General features: G+C 64.9%; 13 protein-coding genes, 1 tRNA gene and 1 pseudogene. 6 read left to right on the top strand and 9 right to left on the bottom strand.

The genetic code is table 11. From position 1 onward, the window contains the following. Nucleotides 1-34 precede the first annotated feature (34 nt). The 4 genes from ACFJI2_RS17680 to ACFJI2_RS17695 all read left to right on the top strand — a co-directional run bounded on the left by ACFJI2_RS17680 (nucleotide 35) and on the right by ACFJI2_RS17695 (nucleotide 4788). Nucleotides 35-1063 (top strand): glycosyltransferase, encoded by a 1029-nt coding sequence (locus tag ACFJI2_RS17680; protein WP_377701202.1) that lies wholly within the window; start codon nucleotides 35-37, stop codon nucleotides 1061-1063. Next, the gene (locus tag ACFJI2_RS17685; protein WP_377701203.1) at nucleotides 1053-1445 is read left to right on the top strand and encodes a GtrA family protein; all 393 of its coding nucleotides are present in this window, start codon (nucleotides 1053-1055) and stop codon (nucleotides 1443-1445) included. The genes ACFJI2_RS17680 and ACFJI2_RS17685 overlap by 11 nt, the downstream gene beginning before the upstream one ends. Next, complete coding sequence (locus ACFJI2_RS17690) at nucleotides 1438-3471, top strand: hypothetical protein (protein WP_377701204.1); 2034 nt, start codon at nucleotides 1438-1440, stop codon at nucleotides 3469-3471. Before ACFJI2_RS17685 ends, ACFJI2_RS17690 begins: the two co-directional genes overlap by 8 nt. Nucleotides 3472-3624: 153 nt before the next feature. Then, nucleotides 3625-4788 (top strand): IS4 family transposase, encoded by a 1164-nt coding sequence (locus ACFJI2_RS17695; RefSeq protein ID WP_377701205.1) that lies wholly within the window; start codon nucleotides 3625-3627, stop codon nucleotides 4786-4788. A 2-nt stretch (nucleotides 4789-4790) separates the two neighbouring features. On the opposite strand, the gene tnpC is transcribed toward ACFJI2_RS17695, so the two are convergent. The 9 genes and pseudogenes from tnpC to ACFJI2_RS17740 all read right to left on the bottom strand — a co-directional run bounded on the left by tnpC (nucleotide 4791) and on the right by ACFJI2_RS17740 (nucleotide 13006). After that, complete coding sequence (tnpC, locus tag ACFJI2_RS17700; RefSeq protein ID WP_377701206.1) at nucleotides 4791-6272, bottom strand: IS66 family transposase; 1482 nt, start codon at nucleotides 6270-6272, stop codon at nucleotides 4791-4793. 30 nt (nucleotides 6273-6302) lie between these two features. Next, entirely contained in the window at nucleotides 6303-6644 is a 342-nt protein-coding gene (gene tnpB / locus ACFJI2_RS17705) for an IS66 family insertion sequence element accessory protein TnpB (RefSeq protein WP_228892417.1), read from the bottom strand. Continuing rightward, on the bottom strand, nucleotides 6644-6937 hold the full coding sequence (tnpA, locus tag ACFJI2_RS17710; RefSeq protein WP_377701207.1) for an IS66 family insertion sequence element accessory protein TnpA: 294 nt from the start codon (nucleotides 6935-6937) through the stop codon (nucleotides 6644-6646). Before tnpA ends, tnpB begins: the two co-directional genes overlap by 1 nt. 39 nt (nucleotides 6938-6976) lie before the next feature. Continuing rightward, the gene (locus tag ACFJI2_RS17715) at nucleotides 6977-7324 is read right to left on the bottom strand and encodes an Arm DNA-binding domain-containing protein (RefSeq protein WP_377701208.1); all 348 of its coding nucleotides are present in this window, start codon (nucleotides 7322-7324) and stop codon (nucleotides 6977-6979) included. A gap of 167 nt (nucleotides 7325-7491) precedes the next feature. Beyond that, a tRNA-Ser gene (locus tag ACFJI2_RS17720) sits at nucleotides 7492-7581 on the bottom strand. Nucleotides 7582-7603: 22 nt separating this feature from the next. Beyond that, a pseudogene (locus tag ACFJI2_RS17725) lies at nucleotides 7604-9633 on the bottom strand (putative bifunctional diguanylate cyclase/phosphodiesterase). A gap of 2 nt (nucleotides 9634-9635) precedes the next feature. Beyond that, complete coding sequence (locus ACFJI2_RS17730; protein WP_377701209.1) at nucleotides 9636-10811, bottom strand: EAL and HDOD domain-containing protein; 1176 nt, start codon at nucleotides 10809-10811, stop codon at nucleotides 9636-9638. A gap of 202 nt (nucleotides 10812-11013) precedes the next feature. Next, nucleotides 11014-11634, bottom strand: a complete 621-nt coding sequence (locus ACFJI2_RS17735; protein ID WP_377701211.1) for a response regulator transcription factor — start codon at nucleotides 11632-11634, stop codon at nucleotides 11014-11016. A 4-nt stretch (nucleotides 11635-11638) separates the two neighbouring features. Further along, nucleotides 11639-13006, bottom strand: coding sequence for a cache domain-containing protein (locus tag ACFJI2_RS17740; protein ID WP_377701212.1), 1368 nt, complete (start codon nucleotides 13004-13006; stop codon nucleotides 11639-11641). 257 nt (nucleotides 13007-13263) lie between these two features. On the opposite strand from ACFJI2_RS17740, the gene ACFJI2_RS17745 reads away from it, so the two are divergent. After that, on the top strand, nucleotides 13264-15324 hold the full coding sequence (locus tag ACFJI2_RS17745) for a carbon starvation CstA family protein (protein WP_107870941.1): 2061 nt from the start codon (nucleotides 13264-13266) through the stop codon (nucleotides 15322-15324). Then, nucleotides 15324-15524: a YbdD/YjiX family protein gene (locus tag ACFJI2_RS17750; protein WP_056405157.1), complete on the top strand. Its 201-nt coding sequence runs from the start codon at nucleotides 15324-15326 to the stop codon at nucleotides 15522-15524. Before ACFJI2_RS17745 ends, ACFJI2_RS17750 begins: the two co-directional genes overlap by 1 nt. Nucleotides 15525-15645 lie beyond the last annotated feature (121 nt).

Here is a 15645-nt window from a genome sequence, read left to right on the forward strand (position 1 = left end):
TTAGTATACATGGTTAATTTTCAACTATCACCACATGGACTCCAGACACGCCATTCCCAAGCGCCAACTGCTCTCCGTTGTTATTCCCTGCTACAACGAAGAGGAAGTCATCGGCGAAACCGTCGCGCGTCTGAAAGCGTTCTGCGCGGACTTGATCGACCTGGACGTAGAACTGATCTGCGTCGACGATGGCAGTAGAGACGCCACCCGTGCCCTGCTCAAGGATGTGGCTGCGGACGACAGCCGCTTCAAAATCATCGGTTTCGCACGCAATTTCGGCCACCAGATTGCGGTCACGGCCGGGATCGACGCAGCGCGCGGCGACGCGGTTGTGCTGATTGACGCCGACCTCCAGGACCCGCCAGAAGTGATCTATCAAATGATCGCCAAGTGGCGCGAGGGCTATGACGTCGTCTATGGCACGCGCACCGAGCGCCAGGGCGAATCAGCCTTCAAGCTGGCCACGGCCCGCGCGTTCTACCGCGTGCTCAACAAACTGTCCGACACGCCGATTCCGGTTGATACCGGCGACTTCCGCCTGATGAGCCGCGCGGTGGTCGATACCCTGCGCGCCATGCCCGAACGCGACCGCTTCGTGCGCGGCATGGTCAGCTGGGTCGGCTTCAAGCAGACCTCGCTGCCGTACAGCCGGGCCGAGCGCTTCGCCGGGGTCAGCAAGTATCCATTGCTGAAGATGTTGCGCTTTGCTGTCGACGGCATCCTCTCCTTCTCGACCAAACCGCTGCAGCTGTCGATCGGCCTGGGCTTCTTCTCAGCTCTGCTGGCACTAGCCGGCGTGTTTTACGTGGCTGGCGTGCGCCTGCTGACCACCCAATGGGTGGCCGGCTGGGCCGGAACCTTGATCGCCGTGCTGTTCATCGGCGGCGTGCAGCTCATCTCGGTCGGCGTGCTCGGTGAATATGTGGGCCGCATCTACAATGAGATCAAGAACCGCCCGCTGTATGTGTCCAACGAATACATCGGATTCGACGAGGCGCCCCCTACGGTCTCGCGCAGCCCGGTGGTACGCCTTACCGGCGCCGGGACCACGCGTGTCGGCTGAGCTGGTACGCTACCTGATCGCCGGTGTCGTCAACAGCCTCACCGGCTACCTGGTTTTCCTCGGCGCCCTGCGCCTGGCCGGCCTGGACATCGCCGTCGCCAATGTGCTCAGCTACGCGGCCGGCCTAGTGGTCGCCTTCGTCCTCAACCGCGCCTTCGTGTTCAAGGACAGCGTGCCTACGCGCGCGGCCGCGCTCAAATTCTTTGCCGGTTTCGCCGTCGCCTTTGCCGTCAACAGCGGCGTGCTGCGCCTGGCGCACGGCGCGCTTGGCCTACGTGCCGAGCTCGCTCAGCTATGCGCCATGGCGGCCTACACGGTCACCTTCTACCTCATTAACAAACATGTCGTGTTCGCGGACCGTCGCGGCGACGACCTTGCCTGAACCCATGCATCCCTTCATGTCCGCTGCTGCCACGCGCGCCTCCCGTTTTATCGCTCCCACCCTGGTGGCTCTCATCACCTTCCTCATCGGCTACGTCCATCACCGTTGGTTCTTCGCGCGCGACTTCCATGCCGACGCGGCCGCCATGCAGGTGCTGGCAAAGGCCATGATCGACCAGCACAGCCTGCTGCCTACTGATTTCGGCTACGGCAACCAGCTGATCCTGTTCCGCTCCAGTCCCTTCATTGCGCTCGCCTTGCTCGGCGGCGCCGCCGGCTATCAGGCCTTCATCATCGGCTCGGCGCTGTCGATCGCGTTTTGGAGCCTGGTGCTCTATGCAATGCTGCGCGCCTATACGCACGACAGGCTCAAGGCATCCGTGGTCACAGTGCTGTTCATGATACCGATGGGCGTCTGGGACCACGACTACATTCTCGGCCAGCAATCGCACCTGTCGAACGTCGTGCTCTCCGCCGGCGCGGCCCTGGCGACGGCAATCTATTGCACGCGCCGTCAGGCCGGCGCGCTGGCGCTGGCGGCGCTGTGCATCTTCCTGATGTCGGCCGAGGCGCCGATCCGCGCCCTGCTCGTCTTGCTGCCGCTGTCGATTGGCGTGTTTGTCTATGGCGGCGCCGCGACCGCCCGGCGCGTCGCCGGCCTGCTGCTGCTGGCCCTCGTTATCGGCGTCGTGACCAACCGCGCATTGATGGCCAGCCGTCCGCTCGGCCTGAACTTGCTGGGCACGATGACCTTCCGCAGCATCGGCGACATCATCCTGACCTTGCAGCAGATCAGCCTGGAAATGCTGGGCGCCATCTCGTCGGTGAATATCTTCGCCGCCAATCCGCTGCGCGCGGCGAGCTTCCTGCTCTACGCCGCCGGCCTGGCCTACCTGCTCGCCATATGCGGCTACGCTGCCTGGCGCGCCAATGCGCTGTTTGCGCGCGTCCGCCAGGCGCCAGCCGGCCTTGCTGGCGCCGCTGACGATTTCACCGCGGCCATCGCCCTGCTCGGCGTCCTTATCGGCTCCATCGCAGTGGCCACGCTCAAGCCGGACACCGCGCGCCATATCCTCTGGGCCGGCGCCCTGCTGCGCCTGAGCTTCATCCTCTTCGTCTATGGCCTTGCCAGCAAGTTCGTGCGCACGCGCGCGCGGCTGGTGGCGCTGCTCGCCATTGCCGCGCTGCTGCCGTCATTCTGGTTCGCCACGCTGAGCCATTTCCGCGGCCTGAGTCCGCGCATGATCGAACTGCGCATCGCACCGCCTATCAATGGTCACCTGCGCGCGCTGGCGGAGCAGCTTAAAATCCACGAAGTGTTCGGCGGCGACTTCTGGCGCATGCACAGCTTGAACGCGACCGTACCGGGCATCGCTGCCGGCACCCTCGTACTGCAAGATAATGATAGCGTGGTGCCCGACTATTGGCTGTCGCGCAGGAGTCTGTTCAATCCCGGTCATGAGGTGCTGTATTACCTCAAGGGTGACAAGGCCGACAAGGCCATCGAAGCCGCGCTGGCCCGCAACGGCGGGCGCCGGTTGTATGCAATGGACGAGGAGAGCATCTGGATCGGCAAGCCCGTGTGGGCCACCCTGGCGAACAACTTCAGCTGGAAGGGTTGCGAACTGTCCACGCTGACCGGAGTGAAAACCGCCGACTGCGCCATTCAAAACCGCGCAGAAGCCAGTTCCGGCTTCCTGACCTTCGGCCCCTACGTCGATCTCGCACCCGGCAAATACCTGTTCGCGCTGGATTACCGGGGCGGCGCAGCCCCGGGCACGACGGTAGGCGAATGGGAAGTCGTGGTCCTGAGCACCGCCAAGCTGCGCACCCTAGGCAGCGGCTCGATCAAGGGTACGCTCGACAAGAGCGGGCGCGTCACCGGCAACATCACTATCGAACGCGGCGCTGTCCCGGGCCGCCTCGAGGTCCGCACCGTGGCATATCCGACAACCAGGCTGGCCATTGAAGGATTGCGTATCGCGCGCTACGCCTGCGACAACTGCCCGCCGCCGGCCCTGCCCTAGCAGGTGCACGGCGCTGCGCGCGGTGCGCTCGAATTTCACCGCGTCCGCCCATGAAAAAAACCGCCCGGTGGGCTAATGCCGTTCAGTTAAGACTGAGCGGCATTTTTATTTTGTGGTTGTAAACATTGCAAATCGCTGTTAACCTGCGTCGCAATGCTAGATGACGCCGTTCATTTCCTCGCCGATGGTTTAGAGTGCCCCGATTGGCGGCGGCTTGGGCAGCATTTACCCTATGATTGGATCGAAGAAGCGGTTGTCTGCACACACGCGGTGAGCATCCGCCAGCGTCGGTTGCCAGCCGAGCAAGTGGTGTGGTTGATCATCGCTCTGGCGCTGTACCGGCACAAATCCATAGGCGAGGTACTTGACGACTTGGGCTTGGCATTGCCGGACGCGCAAGCGCCTTTTGTGAGTAAAAGTGCGGCGGCCCAGGCGCGTCAGCGCCTCGGGGCCGAGCCACTGCAATGGTTGTTCGAGCGCTCGGCGCAAGCCTGGTGCGAGCAAGATCGCCGGGCCTATGTATTCAAGGGGCTCCAGTTGTTCGCTATGGACGGCACGACCTTGCGCACCCACGACACAGCGGATAACAGGGTCCATTTCGGTGCGCAAAATTACGCCGGCGACACTGTGGCCGGCTATCCGCAAGTACGCGGCGTAACGCTGACCGCGCTCCCCACCCACTTGATTCGCAACGCCGCGTTTGGGCCTTACGCAAGCAACGAGATGGTCTATGCTAAAGAGCTGGTACCCCATATTCCGGCTGATTCGCTCACCATATTTGACAAGGGCTTTCTGGCGGCCGAAATTCTGTGCGCTGTGACGACCGGGGCCGAGAACCGCCATTTCCTCATCCCCGCCAAATCCAACACCAAGTGGGAGGTGATCGAGGGCGATGAGCACGACGCCATCGTGCGCATGCGGGTATCACCACAAGCGCGCGTCAAGTGTCCGGCATTGCCGGAGTTCTGGGAAGCGCGCGCCATCACAGTGGTTGACCAACAGGCGCGCAAAAGGATCCTGCTTACTTCGCTACGCGACCGTCGGCGCTATCGCGCTGCCGACATGGCGGCCTGCTATAAACGACGCTGGGGCATCGAAACCAGTTACCGCGAGCTCAAACAGACCATGCTGGGCACGGCGTTCACCTTGCGATCAAAGACGGTCGAAGGCGTGTATCAGGAAATATGGGGCACGCTGACTGCATACAATCTGATTCGACTGGAAATCGCCAAGGCGGCACTAGTCGCCAAGTGCGAGCCATCGGAGGTGAGCTTCATCAGTAAGCATCCAGCCGTCCCACCTGTTCAGCGGGTTTAGGACTACGTAGAGTTCGGAAATGGCAGCAGCGTATCGAGCTGGCTGTTAGGGCACGTCGGGAGACGTTCCAGTACGCTGGACAGCCAGCGCAACGGATCGAGTCCGTTCAGCTTGGCGGTGGCGAACAAGCTCTGGATGGCGGCGGCGCGGCGGCCGGCCCGCTCCGAACCGGTGAACAGCCAGTTCTTCTTGCCGATGGCAATGGGACGGATGGCGTTCTCGACCGGATTGTTGTCGATCGGCAGACTGCCGGACTCGGCGTAGCGCACCAGCGCCGGCCAGCGCTTGAGCGCGTGGTCGATGGCCTTGGCCGTGCTGCTGCCGGCGGCGACGTTGCGTTGGGTCGCCAGCAACCAGGCGTGCAGCTCGCCCAGCGCCGGCACGGCCTGGCGCTGGCGCAACGCCAGCCGCTGCGGCGGATCGAGTCCGGCGCCTTGTTGCTCAATCGCGTACAGCGCCGCGATGCGGCCCAGCGCCTCCTCGGCGACGGGGCTGCCGCTGGCGGCGTGCACGTCAAAGAACTTGCGCCGGATATGCGCCAGGCAGGCCAGTTCAGTTGGACCGTCGGTGAACAGCGCCTTGTAGCCGACATAGTCGTCCACCATCAGGTGGCCGCGCCAGCCGTGCAGGAAGGCGCGCGCGTGCGCGCCGGCCCGGCTGGTCTGGTAGTCGAACACGACGATGGGCGGACCGGCGTCGTGCACGCCGGAGCGGTAGGCCCACAGGTAGGCGTGCCGGGTCTTGCCGCTGCCGGGGTCGAGTTGGCGCACCGGCGTCTCGTCGGCATGCAGGCAGGCCTGTTGCCGCAGCAGTTCGGCGAGCCGGTCGGCCAGCGGCTGCAAGGCCACGCCGACGCGGCCGATCCACTCGGCCAGGGTCGAGCGCGCCAACGGCACGCCCTGGCGGGCCGCGATCTGCTCGATCCGGTACAGGGGGCAAATGGTCGAGGTATTTGCAGGCCGCGATCCACGCCAGCAGGCCGGGATCGGCGCTGCCGTCACGGTCTCGCAGGGACGGCAGGCATATTGGGGACGGATGTGGCGATGCACGAAAAAGCGCGCGGGTTCCACGTCCAGTTGCTCGCTGACGTCCTCGCCGATCTTGACCAGGTCGGCCCCGCACCGGCCGCACTGGCACGATGCCGGCTCATGGCGGTGCTCGATGCGCGGCAGCTCGGGCGGCAACGGCTGCCGGCCGGCGCGCTGGCGCTGCCGCTTGGCCGGCGCCTGCCCCTCGAGCTCTTCCTCGATGGCGGCCAGGTCCATGTCGACCGTTTCCTCGAACAGCAGGCGCTGCTCGCCGACAAGCGCCTCGCTGGCCTTGCCGAAGCGGATGCGCCGGTAGTAGGCCAGCTCGTGCGTCAGCGCGGTGATCTTGAAGTCCTTCTCCGCCAACCTGGCCTGCTGCTGGGCGAACAGCGCCTGCACCTGCGCCAGCAGCGCTGGGTCGATGTCGGTGCGGGCAAGGTCGTCGAGCGGGTTCATGCTGCGCAGTTTACAGGCGGCGGCCTATGTTTACAAGCGCCACTGGGCCGGCGCGGGTGCCGACAGGCGCTGCCAGTCTACGCCCGCGACCAGCCAGCGCCATTGCTCGGCGCTCATCTGCCAGCACGCGTCGTCCGCCTGCGGCCAGACGAACTGGCCACGGTGCAGGCGGCGCAGGCACATCCAGACACCGGTGCCGTCCCAGCACACCAGCTTGAGGCGCGTGCGGCGGCGATTGGCGAACACGTAGGCCGTGCCGTCGCACGGCGGGCGCCCCAGCGCCTGCTGCACATGCAGGGACAGGCCGTCGATGCCGGTGCGCATGTCCACCGCCGCCGTCGCCAGCCAGATCGCATCGGCCGACAGTTCCATCACAGCGCTCGCAGCAATTCGGCCAGCCAGCTGGACGGCACATCGTTCGGCAAGCTCAGCGTCCAACCGCGCTCGTTGACCAGCCTGATCGCGACGGGCACCGGCGACGCTGGCGCAACTCGCACCGGCAGCAGCCCGGGCGCGGCCGGCGACCCGCGCAGTCGGCGAACCCAGTAACCCATTTGCCGTACTGGGTACCCCTCCCGCAGGGCGAAGGCGCGCTGCGACAGACCGCTTGCTCGCCAGTGCGCAACACGCTCTTGCCACACTGCTTCTCGTTCGGTGTTCACCATCCTCATCTCCAAATAAAATACGGAGTTTGGACTGGGGATTCACGGATTCATAGGTGGGTGCGCTGGCCGCTTACTATTGGCCGCCGCGGTGCGTCGCTGCAGTTTCTCGATACGCTTGTTTTGCGCAGGGTCTTCGCCTGCCGCCTGCTGTTTCTTCGCCTTGGTCCGCTCTCCCCTGGCATCCAATAGCGGCACTTCCGGATAGGCTCCGAACGACAGCCGCGACTCTTTACCATTGGCCTGACGGACCTTCATGCGCCACAACTTGGCGCCTGTCGGCATTACCTCCAGGTACAGGCCGCCACCGTCCGACAGCTTGTAGGGTTTTTCCTTCGGCTTCGCGTTGCGGATCTGGACATCAGTCAGGGGAACGATCAGTTTTGGCATTTGGGGGCATCCGTTTTGGGGGCATCAAATAATGCCCCCAACGATGCCCCCCCAAAAATCCGGGCTGTCAATGTGCTTCATGGCACGCCCCGGAACGAAAAAACCCGCTGACTCATAGTGAGAACAGCGGGCTTCGGGACTTGCTGGAACTGCTCGATACCTATTTTTGGCGGAAGCGGTGAGATTCGAACTCACGAACGGTTTAACCCGTCGGCAGTTTTCAAGACTGCTGCCTTCAACCACTCGGCCACGCTTCCTGAGTGGCAGCATTATACAGAATTACGGCCCTTCCGCCAGCCAGTCTTCCCTTAGCGCTTTTTCAAATTCGGCCGCTGGCAGCGGCTTGGAGAACAGGTAGCCTTGCACTTCGTCGCAGCCGCTGTCCTTCAGGAAGGCGAGCTGCTCGACCGTCTCCACGCCTTCGGCAATCACTTTGTGGTTGAGCTGCTGGGCGATGCTGATGATGGTGCTGGCGATGGCGCAGTCGCTGGCGTCGGTCGGAATCCCGGTGGTGAAGGAGCGGTCTATCTTCAGGGTGTCGATCGGGAAGCGCTTCAGGTAGGACAGGCTGGAGTAGCCGGTGCCGAAGTCGTCCAGCGACAGGGTTACGCCCAGCGCGGTAATGCGGTCCATGATGCCGATCACGCGGTCGATGTTGTGCATCAGCGTGCTTTCGGTGATTTCCAGCTCCAGCCAGGACGGTTCAAGCCCGTAGCGCGCCAGCGTCTCTTTCACGCGGCCCGGCAGGGCCGACGTGAATTCGCGCGCGGAGACGTTGACGGCCAGGCGGATCGGCGGCAGGCCGGCCTCTTTCCAGGCTTGCGCTTGCGCGCAGGCCGCTTCCAGCACCCATTCGCCTACTTGCACCACCAGCCCGGTGGCCTCGGCCAGCGGGATGAATCGGCCGGCGGCACCAGGCCGCGCTCGGGATGGCGCCAGCGCACCAGCGCTTCGGCGCCGATGATCTTGCTGTCGGCGATGGAGAACTTGGGCTGGTAGTGCAGCTCAAGCTGCCCGCTGCCCAGCGCCTGGCGCAGGCCGGATTCGATGCGCATGCGCTCCTGCATGCCCTGGTTCATGTCGCGGCTGTAGAAGGCTACGTGCTCGGCGTCCGAGTCGCCGCCCTGCTTGGCGCGGTACATGGCGATGTCGGCCAGGCGCAGCAGGGTTTCGGCGTCGGCGCCATCCTGCGGATAGACGCTGATGCCGATGCTGGCGCCCACCCGCAGATCGTGCCCGTCCACCAGGAACGGTTCGTTCAGCGCGGCCAGCAGCTTGTGCGCCACCCGGCTCGCTTCGTAGTGCTGGCCGATGTCGAACAGGCCGACGGCGAACTCGTCCCCGCCCAGCCGCGCCACCAGGTCCTGGTCGCGCAGCACCACGCGAAAACGCGCGGCCGCTTCTTTCAGCAGCGCGTCGCCGATGCGCCGGCCCAGCGTGTCGTTGATCAGCTTGAAGCGGTTCAGGTCGATGAACAGCACGCAGCCGTGCAGCTTGCTGCGCTGGGCCACGGTCAGCGCCTGGTCCACCAGCTTGGTCAGCAGCGTGCGGTTGGGCAGGCCGGTCAGCGCGTCGTAGTAGGCCAGGTGGTGGATGCGTTCTTCGGCCAGCTTGCGTTCGGTGATGTCGGTCAGGTAGGCGATCATGCCGGTGGCCCGGCCGTCCATGTCGTGCAGCGTGGATAACGACAGGCTGGCCCAGAACACCTCGCCGGACTTCTTTTTGCGCCGCACCTCCATCAGCCGCCCGCCATGCTCAAGGAAGGAGTCGGCGAAGCCGACGTCCTCGTCGTCGTACAGGAACAGGATGCTGCGCCCCACCGCTTCCACCGGCGTGTAGCCGAACAGGCGCTCGGCGCCCTTGTTCCAGCTGGTGATGAAGCCGTTCATGTCCATCGTCAGCACGGATTCGTGGATCTGGTCGAGGATCTGGGCCTGGTGCTGCAGTTGCGCTTCCACCTGCACGTAGGCGTGCGTGCTGCGCTGGGCGATGGAATGCACTTGCAGCACGCTGGCGGCCAGCGCGGCCAGGCTGGCCAGGTGCTGGCGCTCGGCGTCCGTGTAGTCGTCGCGGCCGGACACTTCAAAGCGGCCGAAGTACTGGTTGTCGAAGCGGATCTCCTGCACCAGGCCGCCCGGCCAGGGCTCGCCTTCCACGCCGGCCGGCAGGTAGCGCCCTTGCGGCGAGTGCACCACGCCGCGCGCGATGCGGCCCAGTTCTTCCGTCAGGGCCGCGCCGCGCAAGCGCAGCACCGCGTCGCACAGGGCCGCACTGCTGCCCAGGAAGTCGGAGACCGGGTGGGCCAGCATGGCTATAGGTTCCTGCTCACCTGGATGGCCCAGTGGCAGGCCTGCAGCAGGCTGCGCCAGTGCGTTTCGTGGTCGATGCCCAGGTCGCGCAGCGCGCTGGTGTCGGGCATGTCCTGTTCCACCAGCTTGAGCATGTCGCCCATCGGACCGGCGCGGTCCAGCAGCGCCATCACCACGTCCAGGTCCAGGCTGAGCGCGCTGACGATTTCCGTCATCGGCATGTCCAGCAGCACGTCCAGCAGCGAGAACACGCCGGCCACGAAGGCCATGTCCTGCTGGTCGCGGTCGCCGCCGCGCGCCTTGGCCAGCGCTTCCATGCGCGCCGCGCGCACCGCCGCCAGCGGCAGCAGCGCGTTGGCGCCGCCGTCGTCCTGCTGGCGCGCGTACAGCAGCAGCTGCAGCCAGCGCTGCAGCTGGCGCCGGCCCAGCACGTTGATGGCCTGGCCGAAGCTGTGGATGGGCGCCTTGGGCGCGAACGCGGCCGAGTTCACCACCTTGAGCAGGTGGTAGGCCAGCGCCGGGTCTTGCTTGAGCAGGATTTCCAGTTCGCGCGAATCGGCGTCGCGCGCCAGCAGGCCGAGCAGCGCCAGCAGGCGCTTGCGCGAAGTGCCGTCGGCGGCGCTGCTTTCGCGCTGCGGGTGGCGCACGTAGTCGCCGCAAAACAGCGTGAAGCCGGCCGCGCGGCAGCCTTGCAGCCGGGCCGGCGTGTCCACGTTCAGCGCCAGGTGCGGGCCAGCCATGGTGAGCATGGTCAGTTCGCTGGGCAGCGTCTCGCGGCAGTCGAACGCCAGGCTGCGGATTGCGCACTTGCCGGCGTCCATGCCCGCTTCGCCGTCCACCATCAGGCGATAGCCGGCGTCGGCCAGCTGCTTGCACCTGGCCTGCACTTCCGGCTCGGCGCAGGCCTCGGCCGGTATGCGCAGCACGGTGCGCGCCGGGGGCAGGAAGGCCAGTTGGCCGGGATCGTATTGCTGAAGGCGGTCTATGCTGACGAGATAGTCCAGCGGCGCCAGCGCGGCGTCCATGTCGGGATAGCTGAACACGTTTTGCAGCGTGGCCAGCTGGGTCTCATTGGGTACGGCGGAAATTTGAAACGACAGGGCCACCCACTCATTTTGAGCGTTGGACACCGCAGTGAGGCCCACCAGAGGAAATGGGCTTGCTTCAGACAAGGACATCAGTATCTCGGCGTGGGTAGTGCGTGCAATAGTAGAACAAATATTGATTCAAAGCAATTCTATAACGCCAATTAGCAACAGTTCGCATTTCCCGTTGCTCGGGAGCAGGAATATAGCAGAAATTGCTGATTGGACACGTCCTGTACGCTAGAGTGCGCGCTCTGATCGTGACATTGTTGCACCGGCCCGACAGGGCCTGGCGTCACGGCGTGCCGTTGGCAAACTGCACGGCGTAGCGTATGAGTTCGGCCTGCCCTTCAATGCCGAGCTTGCGCTTGATATTGAGGCGGTGGGTTTCCACGGTGCGCACCGACAGGTCCAGGTCGCGCGCGATCTGCTTGTTGGACTGGCCGTTGGCGATGTGCAGCAGTACCTCGTGCTCGCGCGAAGTGAGCTGGGCGTCCAGGTTCTGCGGCTTGGCCAGCTGGCGGGCCAGCGCGGCGCTGTAATAAATGCCTCCCGACATCACCGTTTCGATGGCCACCACGATGTCCTTGCCGGGCGCGTCCTTGAGCACGTAGCCGCGCGCGCCGGCCTGGATGGCTTGCGACACGTACTCCAGCTTGTCGTGCATGGACAGGATCAGCACGGCAATCTCGGGGAACTGCTCGCTGAACTGCGCCGTCGCTTCGATGCCGTTGCCGCCGCGCATATTTATATCCATCAGCACCAGGTCGATGTCGCAGTGGCGCGCCTGCTCCAGCGCCTCCTGGGCGCCGCCCGCCTCGGCCACCACCTCGAACTGCGGCATGGCTTCCAGGCGGGCGCGCAGGCCGTCGCGCACGAGGGGGTGGTCGTCCACCAGCAGGATCTTGATCGTCATTGCATTAACCTTCGTTCGAAACATGGGCCAGCAGCACGGTGCCTGCCGACGAGGAGGAGATGGAAAACTGGCCGCCGATCGCTTCCATGCGCTCCATCATATTGCGTAAGCCGATGCCGCGCTTGGGGTGGACGGCAATGCCGTCGGCGTCGAAGCCGTGGCCGTTGTCGCTGATGCGCAAGGTGACGGCGCGCTCGGCGCCGGTCAGGCGGATGTCAATATGGCTGGCGCCGGCATGCCGCTCGATATTGGTCAGCGCTTCCTGGGCGATGCGGAACAGCACGGTGTTCGCCACTTCCGGCAAGTCCTCGGTGCTGCCCTCGGCGGAGAAGTCGATCGGCACCTCGCTGCTGAGGCGGAATTCCTCGGCCAGGTGGCTCAGGGCGGCGGCCAGGCCCAGGTCGTCCAGCAGCGCCGGGCGCAGGTTGTGCGAGATGCGGCGCACCTCGCCCAGCACGTTGTTGAGCTGCTCGGCGGCGTGCTCGAACACGCCCTGCGCCGCCGCGCACTGATCCGGCCGAGCCTGCACGTGGCCGAGCCGGATGATGCCGGCCTCGATCTGCAGCTTGATCGACACCAGCCACTGCGAAATGCCGTCGTGCAGGTCGCGCGACAGGCGCGCCCGCTCCTCCTCCTGCGACTCCACCACGCGCTGCGCCAGCGCCTTCAGCTTGGCGTCGGCCACGCGCAGCTCGCTGATGTTCAGCGCCACGCCCGCGCCCGCCACCACCAGCGCGGCCATAATGGCGATGCCGGTAATCCACAGCATGGTGTTCTGGATGTTGGCGCGCTGCTGGGTGTCCACTTTTTCCAGCGCGCGGTCCACATCGTCCAGGTAGATACCGGTGCCCAGCATCCAGCCCCAGTCCTTCAGCAGGATCACATAGCCCAGCTTGGGCGCCGGCTTGTGGCTGGACGGCTTGACCCAGTAGTAGCGCTCGTAGCCGCCGCCCGACTGCGCACGCTTGAGCAGGCGCTGGATGGTGGGCGTGCCGTTCTGGTCCTTCAGCTCCCACAGGTTCTGCCCCACCAGCTCGGGCTGGCGCGGATGCATCAGGGAGTTGCCTTTCAGATCATAGATGAAGAAATAACCGTCATCACCGAAGCTGAGCGAGCCGAGGATGCGCTTGGCCTCGTCCATGCTGGCCTGGTCCTTCACGCCGGCCTTGTACAGGCGCGAGATGGAGTGCGTGGCCAGCGTCACGTAGTGTTCCAGCTCGGCCTCCTTGCTGGCCAGGTAGGCTTGCTGGATGGTGTCGCGCTGCTGCTGGGCCAGCACGTTGGCCTGGTGCCGCACCGCCAGCGCAATGGCGCACAGCGCCAGGATCAGCGGCGTGATGGCCAGGAAAATGACTTTTTGGCGCAGCTTCATGTCTGGGTTCCAAGGTGGGATGAGGCGGATTGTACGTGGCGCGCGCCGCTCCGCGCTCCGTAGTAATACGTAGTCTATCTGCGTATTGCTGCGCTTGTGGCAGATATTCGCTTGCTGAATACTAGCCATAAGCCGGAAAGGCATCGTAGGGCGGGTTAGGCACAGCCGTAACCCGCCATGCGTCTCGGCGGCTCATGGCGGGTTACGCAAGCTCACCCGCCCTACGAAAACTATAGTTATTTTCTCGGAGGAAAACCATGCAAGCACTCCTACGCAAGCTCGGCTGGGCGGCTCTGTCGCTGGCCGGCGCAGGCGCCCTCGGCGTTGTCGCGCTCAAGCGCGGCGAAGCCATCAGCGCCATCTGGATCGTCATCGCGGCGGTCTGCATCTACCTGATCGCCTACCGCTTCTACAGCCTGTTCATCGCCAAGGAAGTGATGAGCCTGGACAAGAACCGCATGACCCCGGCCTACAAGTTCAACGACGGCCTGGACCACGTCCCCACCAATAAATACGTGCTGTTCGGCCACCATTTCGCCGCCATCGCCGGCGCCGGCCCGCTGGTCGGCCCCGTGCTGGCCGCGCAGATGGGCTATCTGCCGGGCATGCTGTGGATCCTGGCCGGCGTGGTGTTCGCCGGCGCCGTGCAGGACTTCATGGTGCTGTTCATTTCCATGCGCCGCGACGGCCGCTCGCTGGGCGACCTGATCAAGTCCGAGCTCGGCCCGATCCCGGGCAATATCGCGCTGCTGGGCACCTTCATGATCATGGTCATCATCCTGGCGGTGCTGGCGCTGATCGTGGTGAAAGCGCTGACCGGCTCGCCGTGGGGCAGCTTCACCGTCATGGCCACCATTCCTATCGCGCTGTTCATGGGCGTGTATTCGCGCTACATCCGCGTGGGCCGCATCGGCGAAGTGTCCATCATCGGCTTCGTGCTGCTGATGCTGGCCATCGTCGGCGGCCAGTACGTGCAGGAGAACCCCGCCCTGGCGCCGATGTTCAACTACACCGGCACCGAACTGACCTGGATGCTGATCGGCTACGGCTTCATCGCCTCCGTGCTGCCCGTGTGGCTGCTGCTGGCGCCGCGCGACTACCTGTCCACCTTCCTCAAGATCGGCACCATCGTCGGCCTGGCACTGGGTATCGTGATCGTCGCTCCTTACCTGCAAATGCCCGCCGTGACCAAGTTCATCGACGGCACCGGCCCGGTCTGGTCGGGCAACCTGTTCCCCTTCCTGTTCATCACCATCGCCTGCGGCGCCGTGTCCGGCTTCCACGCGCTGATCTCGTCCGGCACCACGCCGAAGATGATCGAGAACGAAGCCCACGCCCGCTTTATCGGCTACGGCGCCATGCTGATGGAATCGTTCGTCGCCATCATGGCGCTGGTGGCCGCGTCCACCATCGATCCGGGCATCTACTTCGCCATGAACGCGCCGGCCGCGCTGCTGGGCACCACGCCTGAAGCGGCCGCCGCCGTGATCTCCGGCTGGGGCTTCCACATCACGCCGGACGTGCTGGTGCAGACCGCCAAGGACGTGGGCGAGCACTCCATCATCTCGCGTGCCGGCGGCGCGCCGACGCTGGCCGTGGGCATGGCCCACATCCTGTCAAACGTCATCGGCGGCAAGGCCATGATGGCCTTCTGGTACCACTTCGCCATCCTGTTCGAAGCGCTGTTCATCCTGACCGCCGTGGACGCGGGCACCCGCGCCGGCCGTTACATGCTGCAGGACTTGCTGGGCGCCATGGTGCCGTCGATGAAGGATTCCAAGAACGTGGTCGCCGGCCTGCTGGCCACCGCGCTGTGCGTGGCCGCATGGGGCTACTTCCTGTACCAGGGCGTGGTCGATCCGCTGGGCGGCATCAACACCCTGTGGCCGCTGTTCGGCATCGCCAACCAGATGCTGGCCGGTATCGCGCTGATCCTGGCGACCTGCGTGCTGTTCAAGATGAAGCGCGCCCGCTTCGCCTGGGTGACCATGGTGCCGACCGTGTGGCTGCTGCTGTGCACCCTGACCGCCGGCTGGCAGAAGATCTTCGACGCCAATCCGAAGATCGGCTTCCTGGCCCACGCCGCGAAGTACTCGGCCGCCATCGCGGACGAGAAGGTGCTGGCGCCGGCCAAGTCCATGGCGCAGATGCAGCAGATCGTCTTCAACGACTATCTGGACGCGTCGCTGGCGGGCTTCTTCATGATCGTGGTGCTGAGCGTGCTGGTGTTCGGCGTGCGCACCGCGCTGATCGCGCGTGCCAACGCCAAGCCCACCGTGCAGGAAAGCCCGGTGCAGCTCATGCCAGCGGTGCAATAATGTTCCAGGAACTGGTCCAGGCCGGCCGCTACCTCGGGCAGAGCATGCGCCTGATGGTGGGCCTGCCCGAATACGACACCTACGTGGCGCACCATGAAAAGACCCATCCGGATCTGCCCATGATGAGCTACGAGGAGTTCTTCCGCGAGCGCCAGGAAGCGCGCTACGGCGGCGCCGGCAAGCGCGGCGGCTGCTGCTAAGCTTCCGTCCCCCAAAAGCCCCGTGCTCCCCACGGGGCTTTTTTACGTCCGGGCGTCGTCAAGGTAGCGGGCATAAAAAAACCGCCAGGCTTGCGCGCTGGCGGTTTTCGGTGAAGCTAGA

It is taken from the genome of Pseudoduganella sp. UC29_71, assembly GCF_042693265.1.
Classification (GTDB): domain Bacteria; phylum Pseudomonadota; class Gammaproteobacteria; order Burkholderiales; family Burkholderiaceae_D; genus Rugamonas.

What these genes read in the sequence shown, in the direction of transcription:
- ACFJI2_RS17680 (WP_377701202.1), top strand. Translation starts at nt 35, where the DNA reads ATGGACTCCAGACACGCCATTCCCAAGCGCCAACTGCTCTCCGTTGTT.
- ACFJI2_RS17750 (WP_056405157.1), top strand. Translation starts at nt 15,324, where the DNA reads ATGTTCCAGGAACTGGTCCAGGCCGGCCGCTACCTCGGGCAGAGCATG.
- ACFJI2_RS17740 (WP_377701212.1), bottom strand. Translation starts at nt 13,006, where the DNA reads ATGAAGCTGCGCCAAAAAGTCATTTTCCTGGCCATCACGCCGCTGATC.
- ACFJI2_RS17745 (WP_107870941.1), top strand. Translation starts at nt 13,264, where the DNA reads ATGCAAGCACTCCTACGCAAGCTCGGCTGGGCGGCTCTGTCGCTGGCC.
- tnpC (WP_377701206.1), bottom strand. Translation starts at nt 6,272, where the DNA reads ATGAACCCGCTCGACGACCTTGCCCGCACCGACATCGACCCAGCGCTG.
- ACFJI2_RS17695 (WP_377701205.1), top strand. Translation starts at nt 3,625, where the DNA reads ATGCTAGATGACGCCGTTCATTTCCTCGCCGATGGTTTAGAGTGCCCC.
- ACFJI2_RS17730 (WP_377701209.1), bottom strand. Translation starts at nt 10,811, where the DNA reads ATGTCCTTGTCTGAAGCAAGCCCATTTCCTCTGGTGGGCCTCACTGCG.
- tnpA (WP_377701207.1), bottom strand. Translation starts at nt 6,937, where the DNA reads ATGGTGAACACCGAACGAGAAGCAGTGTGGCAAGAGCGTGTTGCGCAC.
- ACFJI2_RS17735 (WP_377701211.1), bottom strand. Translation starts at nt 11,634, where the DNA reads ATGACGATCAAGATCCTGCTGGTGGACGACCACCCCCTCGTGCGCGAC.
- tnpB (WP_228892417.1), bottom strand. Translation starts at nt 6,644, where the DNA reads ATGGAACTGTCGGCCGATGCGATCTGGCTGGCGACGGCGGCGGTGGAC.
- ACFJI2_RS17715 (WP_377701208.1), bottom strand. Translation starts at nt 7,324, where the DNA reads ATGCCAAAACTGATCGTTCCCCTGACTGATGTCCAGATCCGCAACGCG.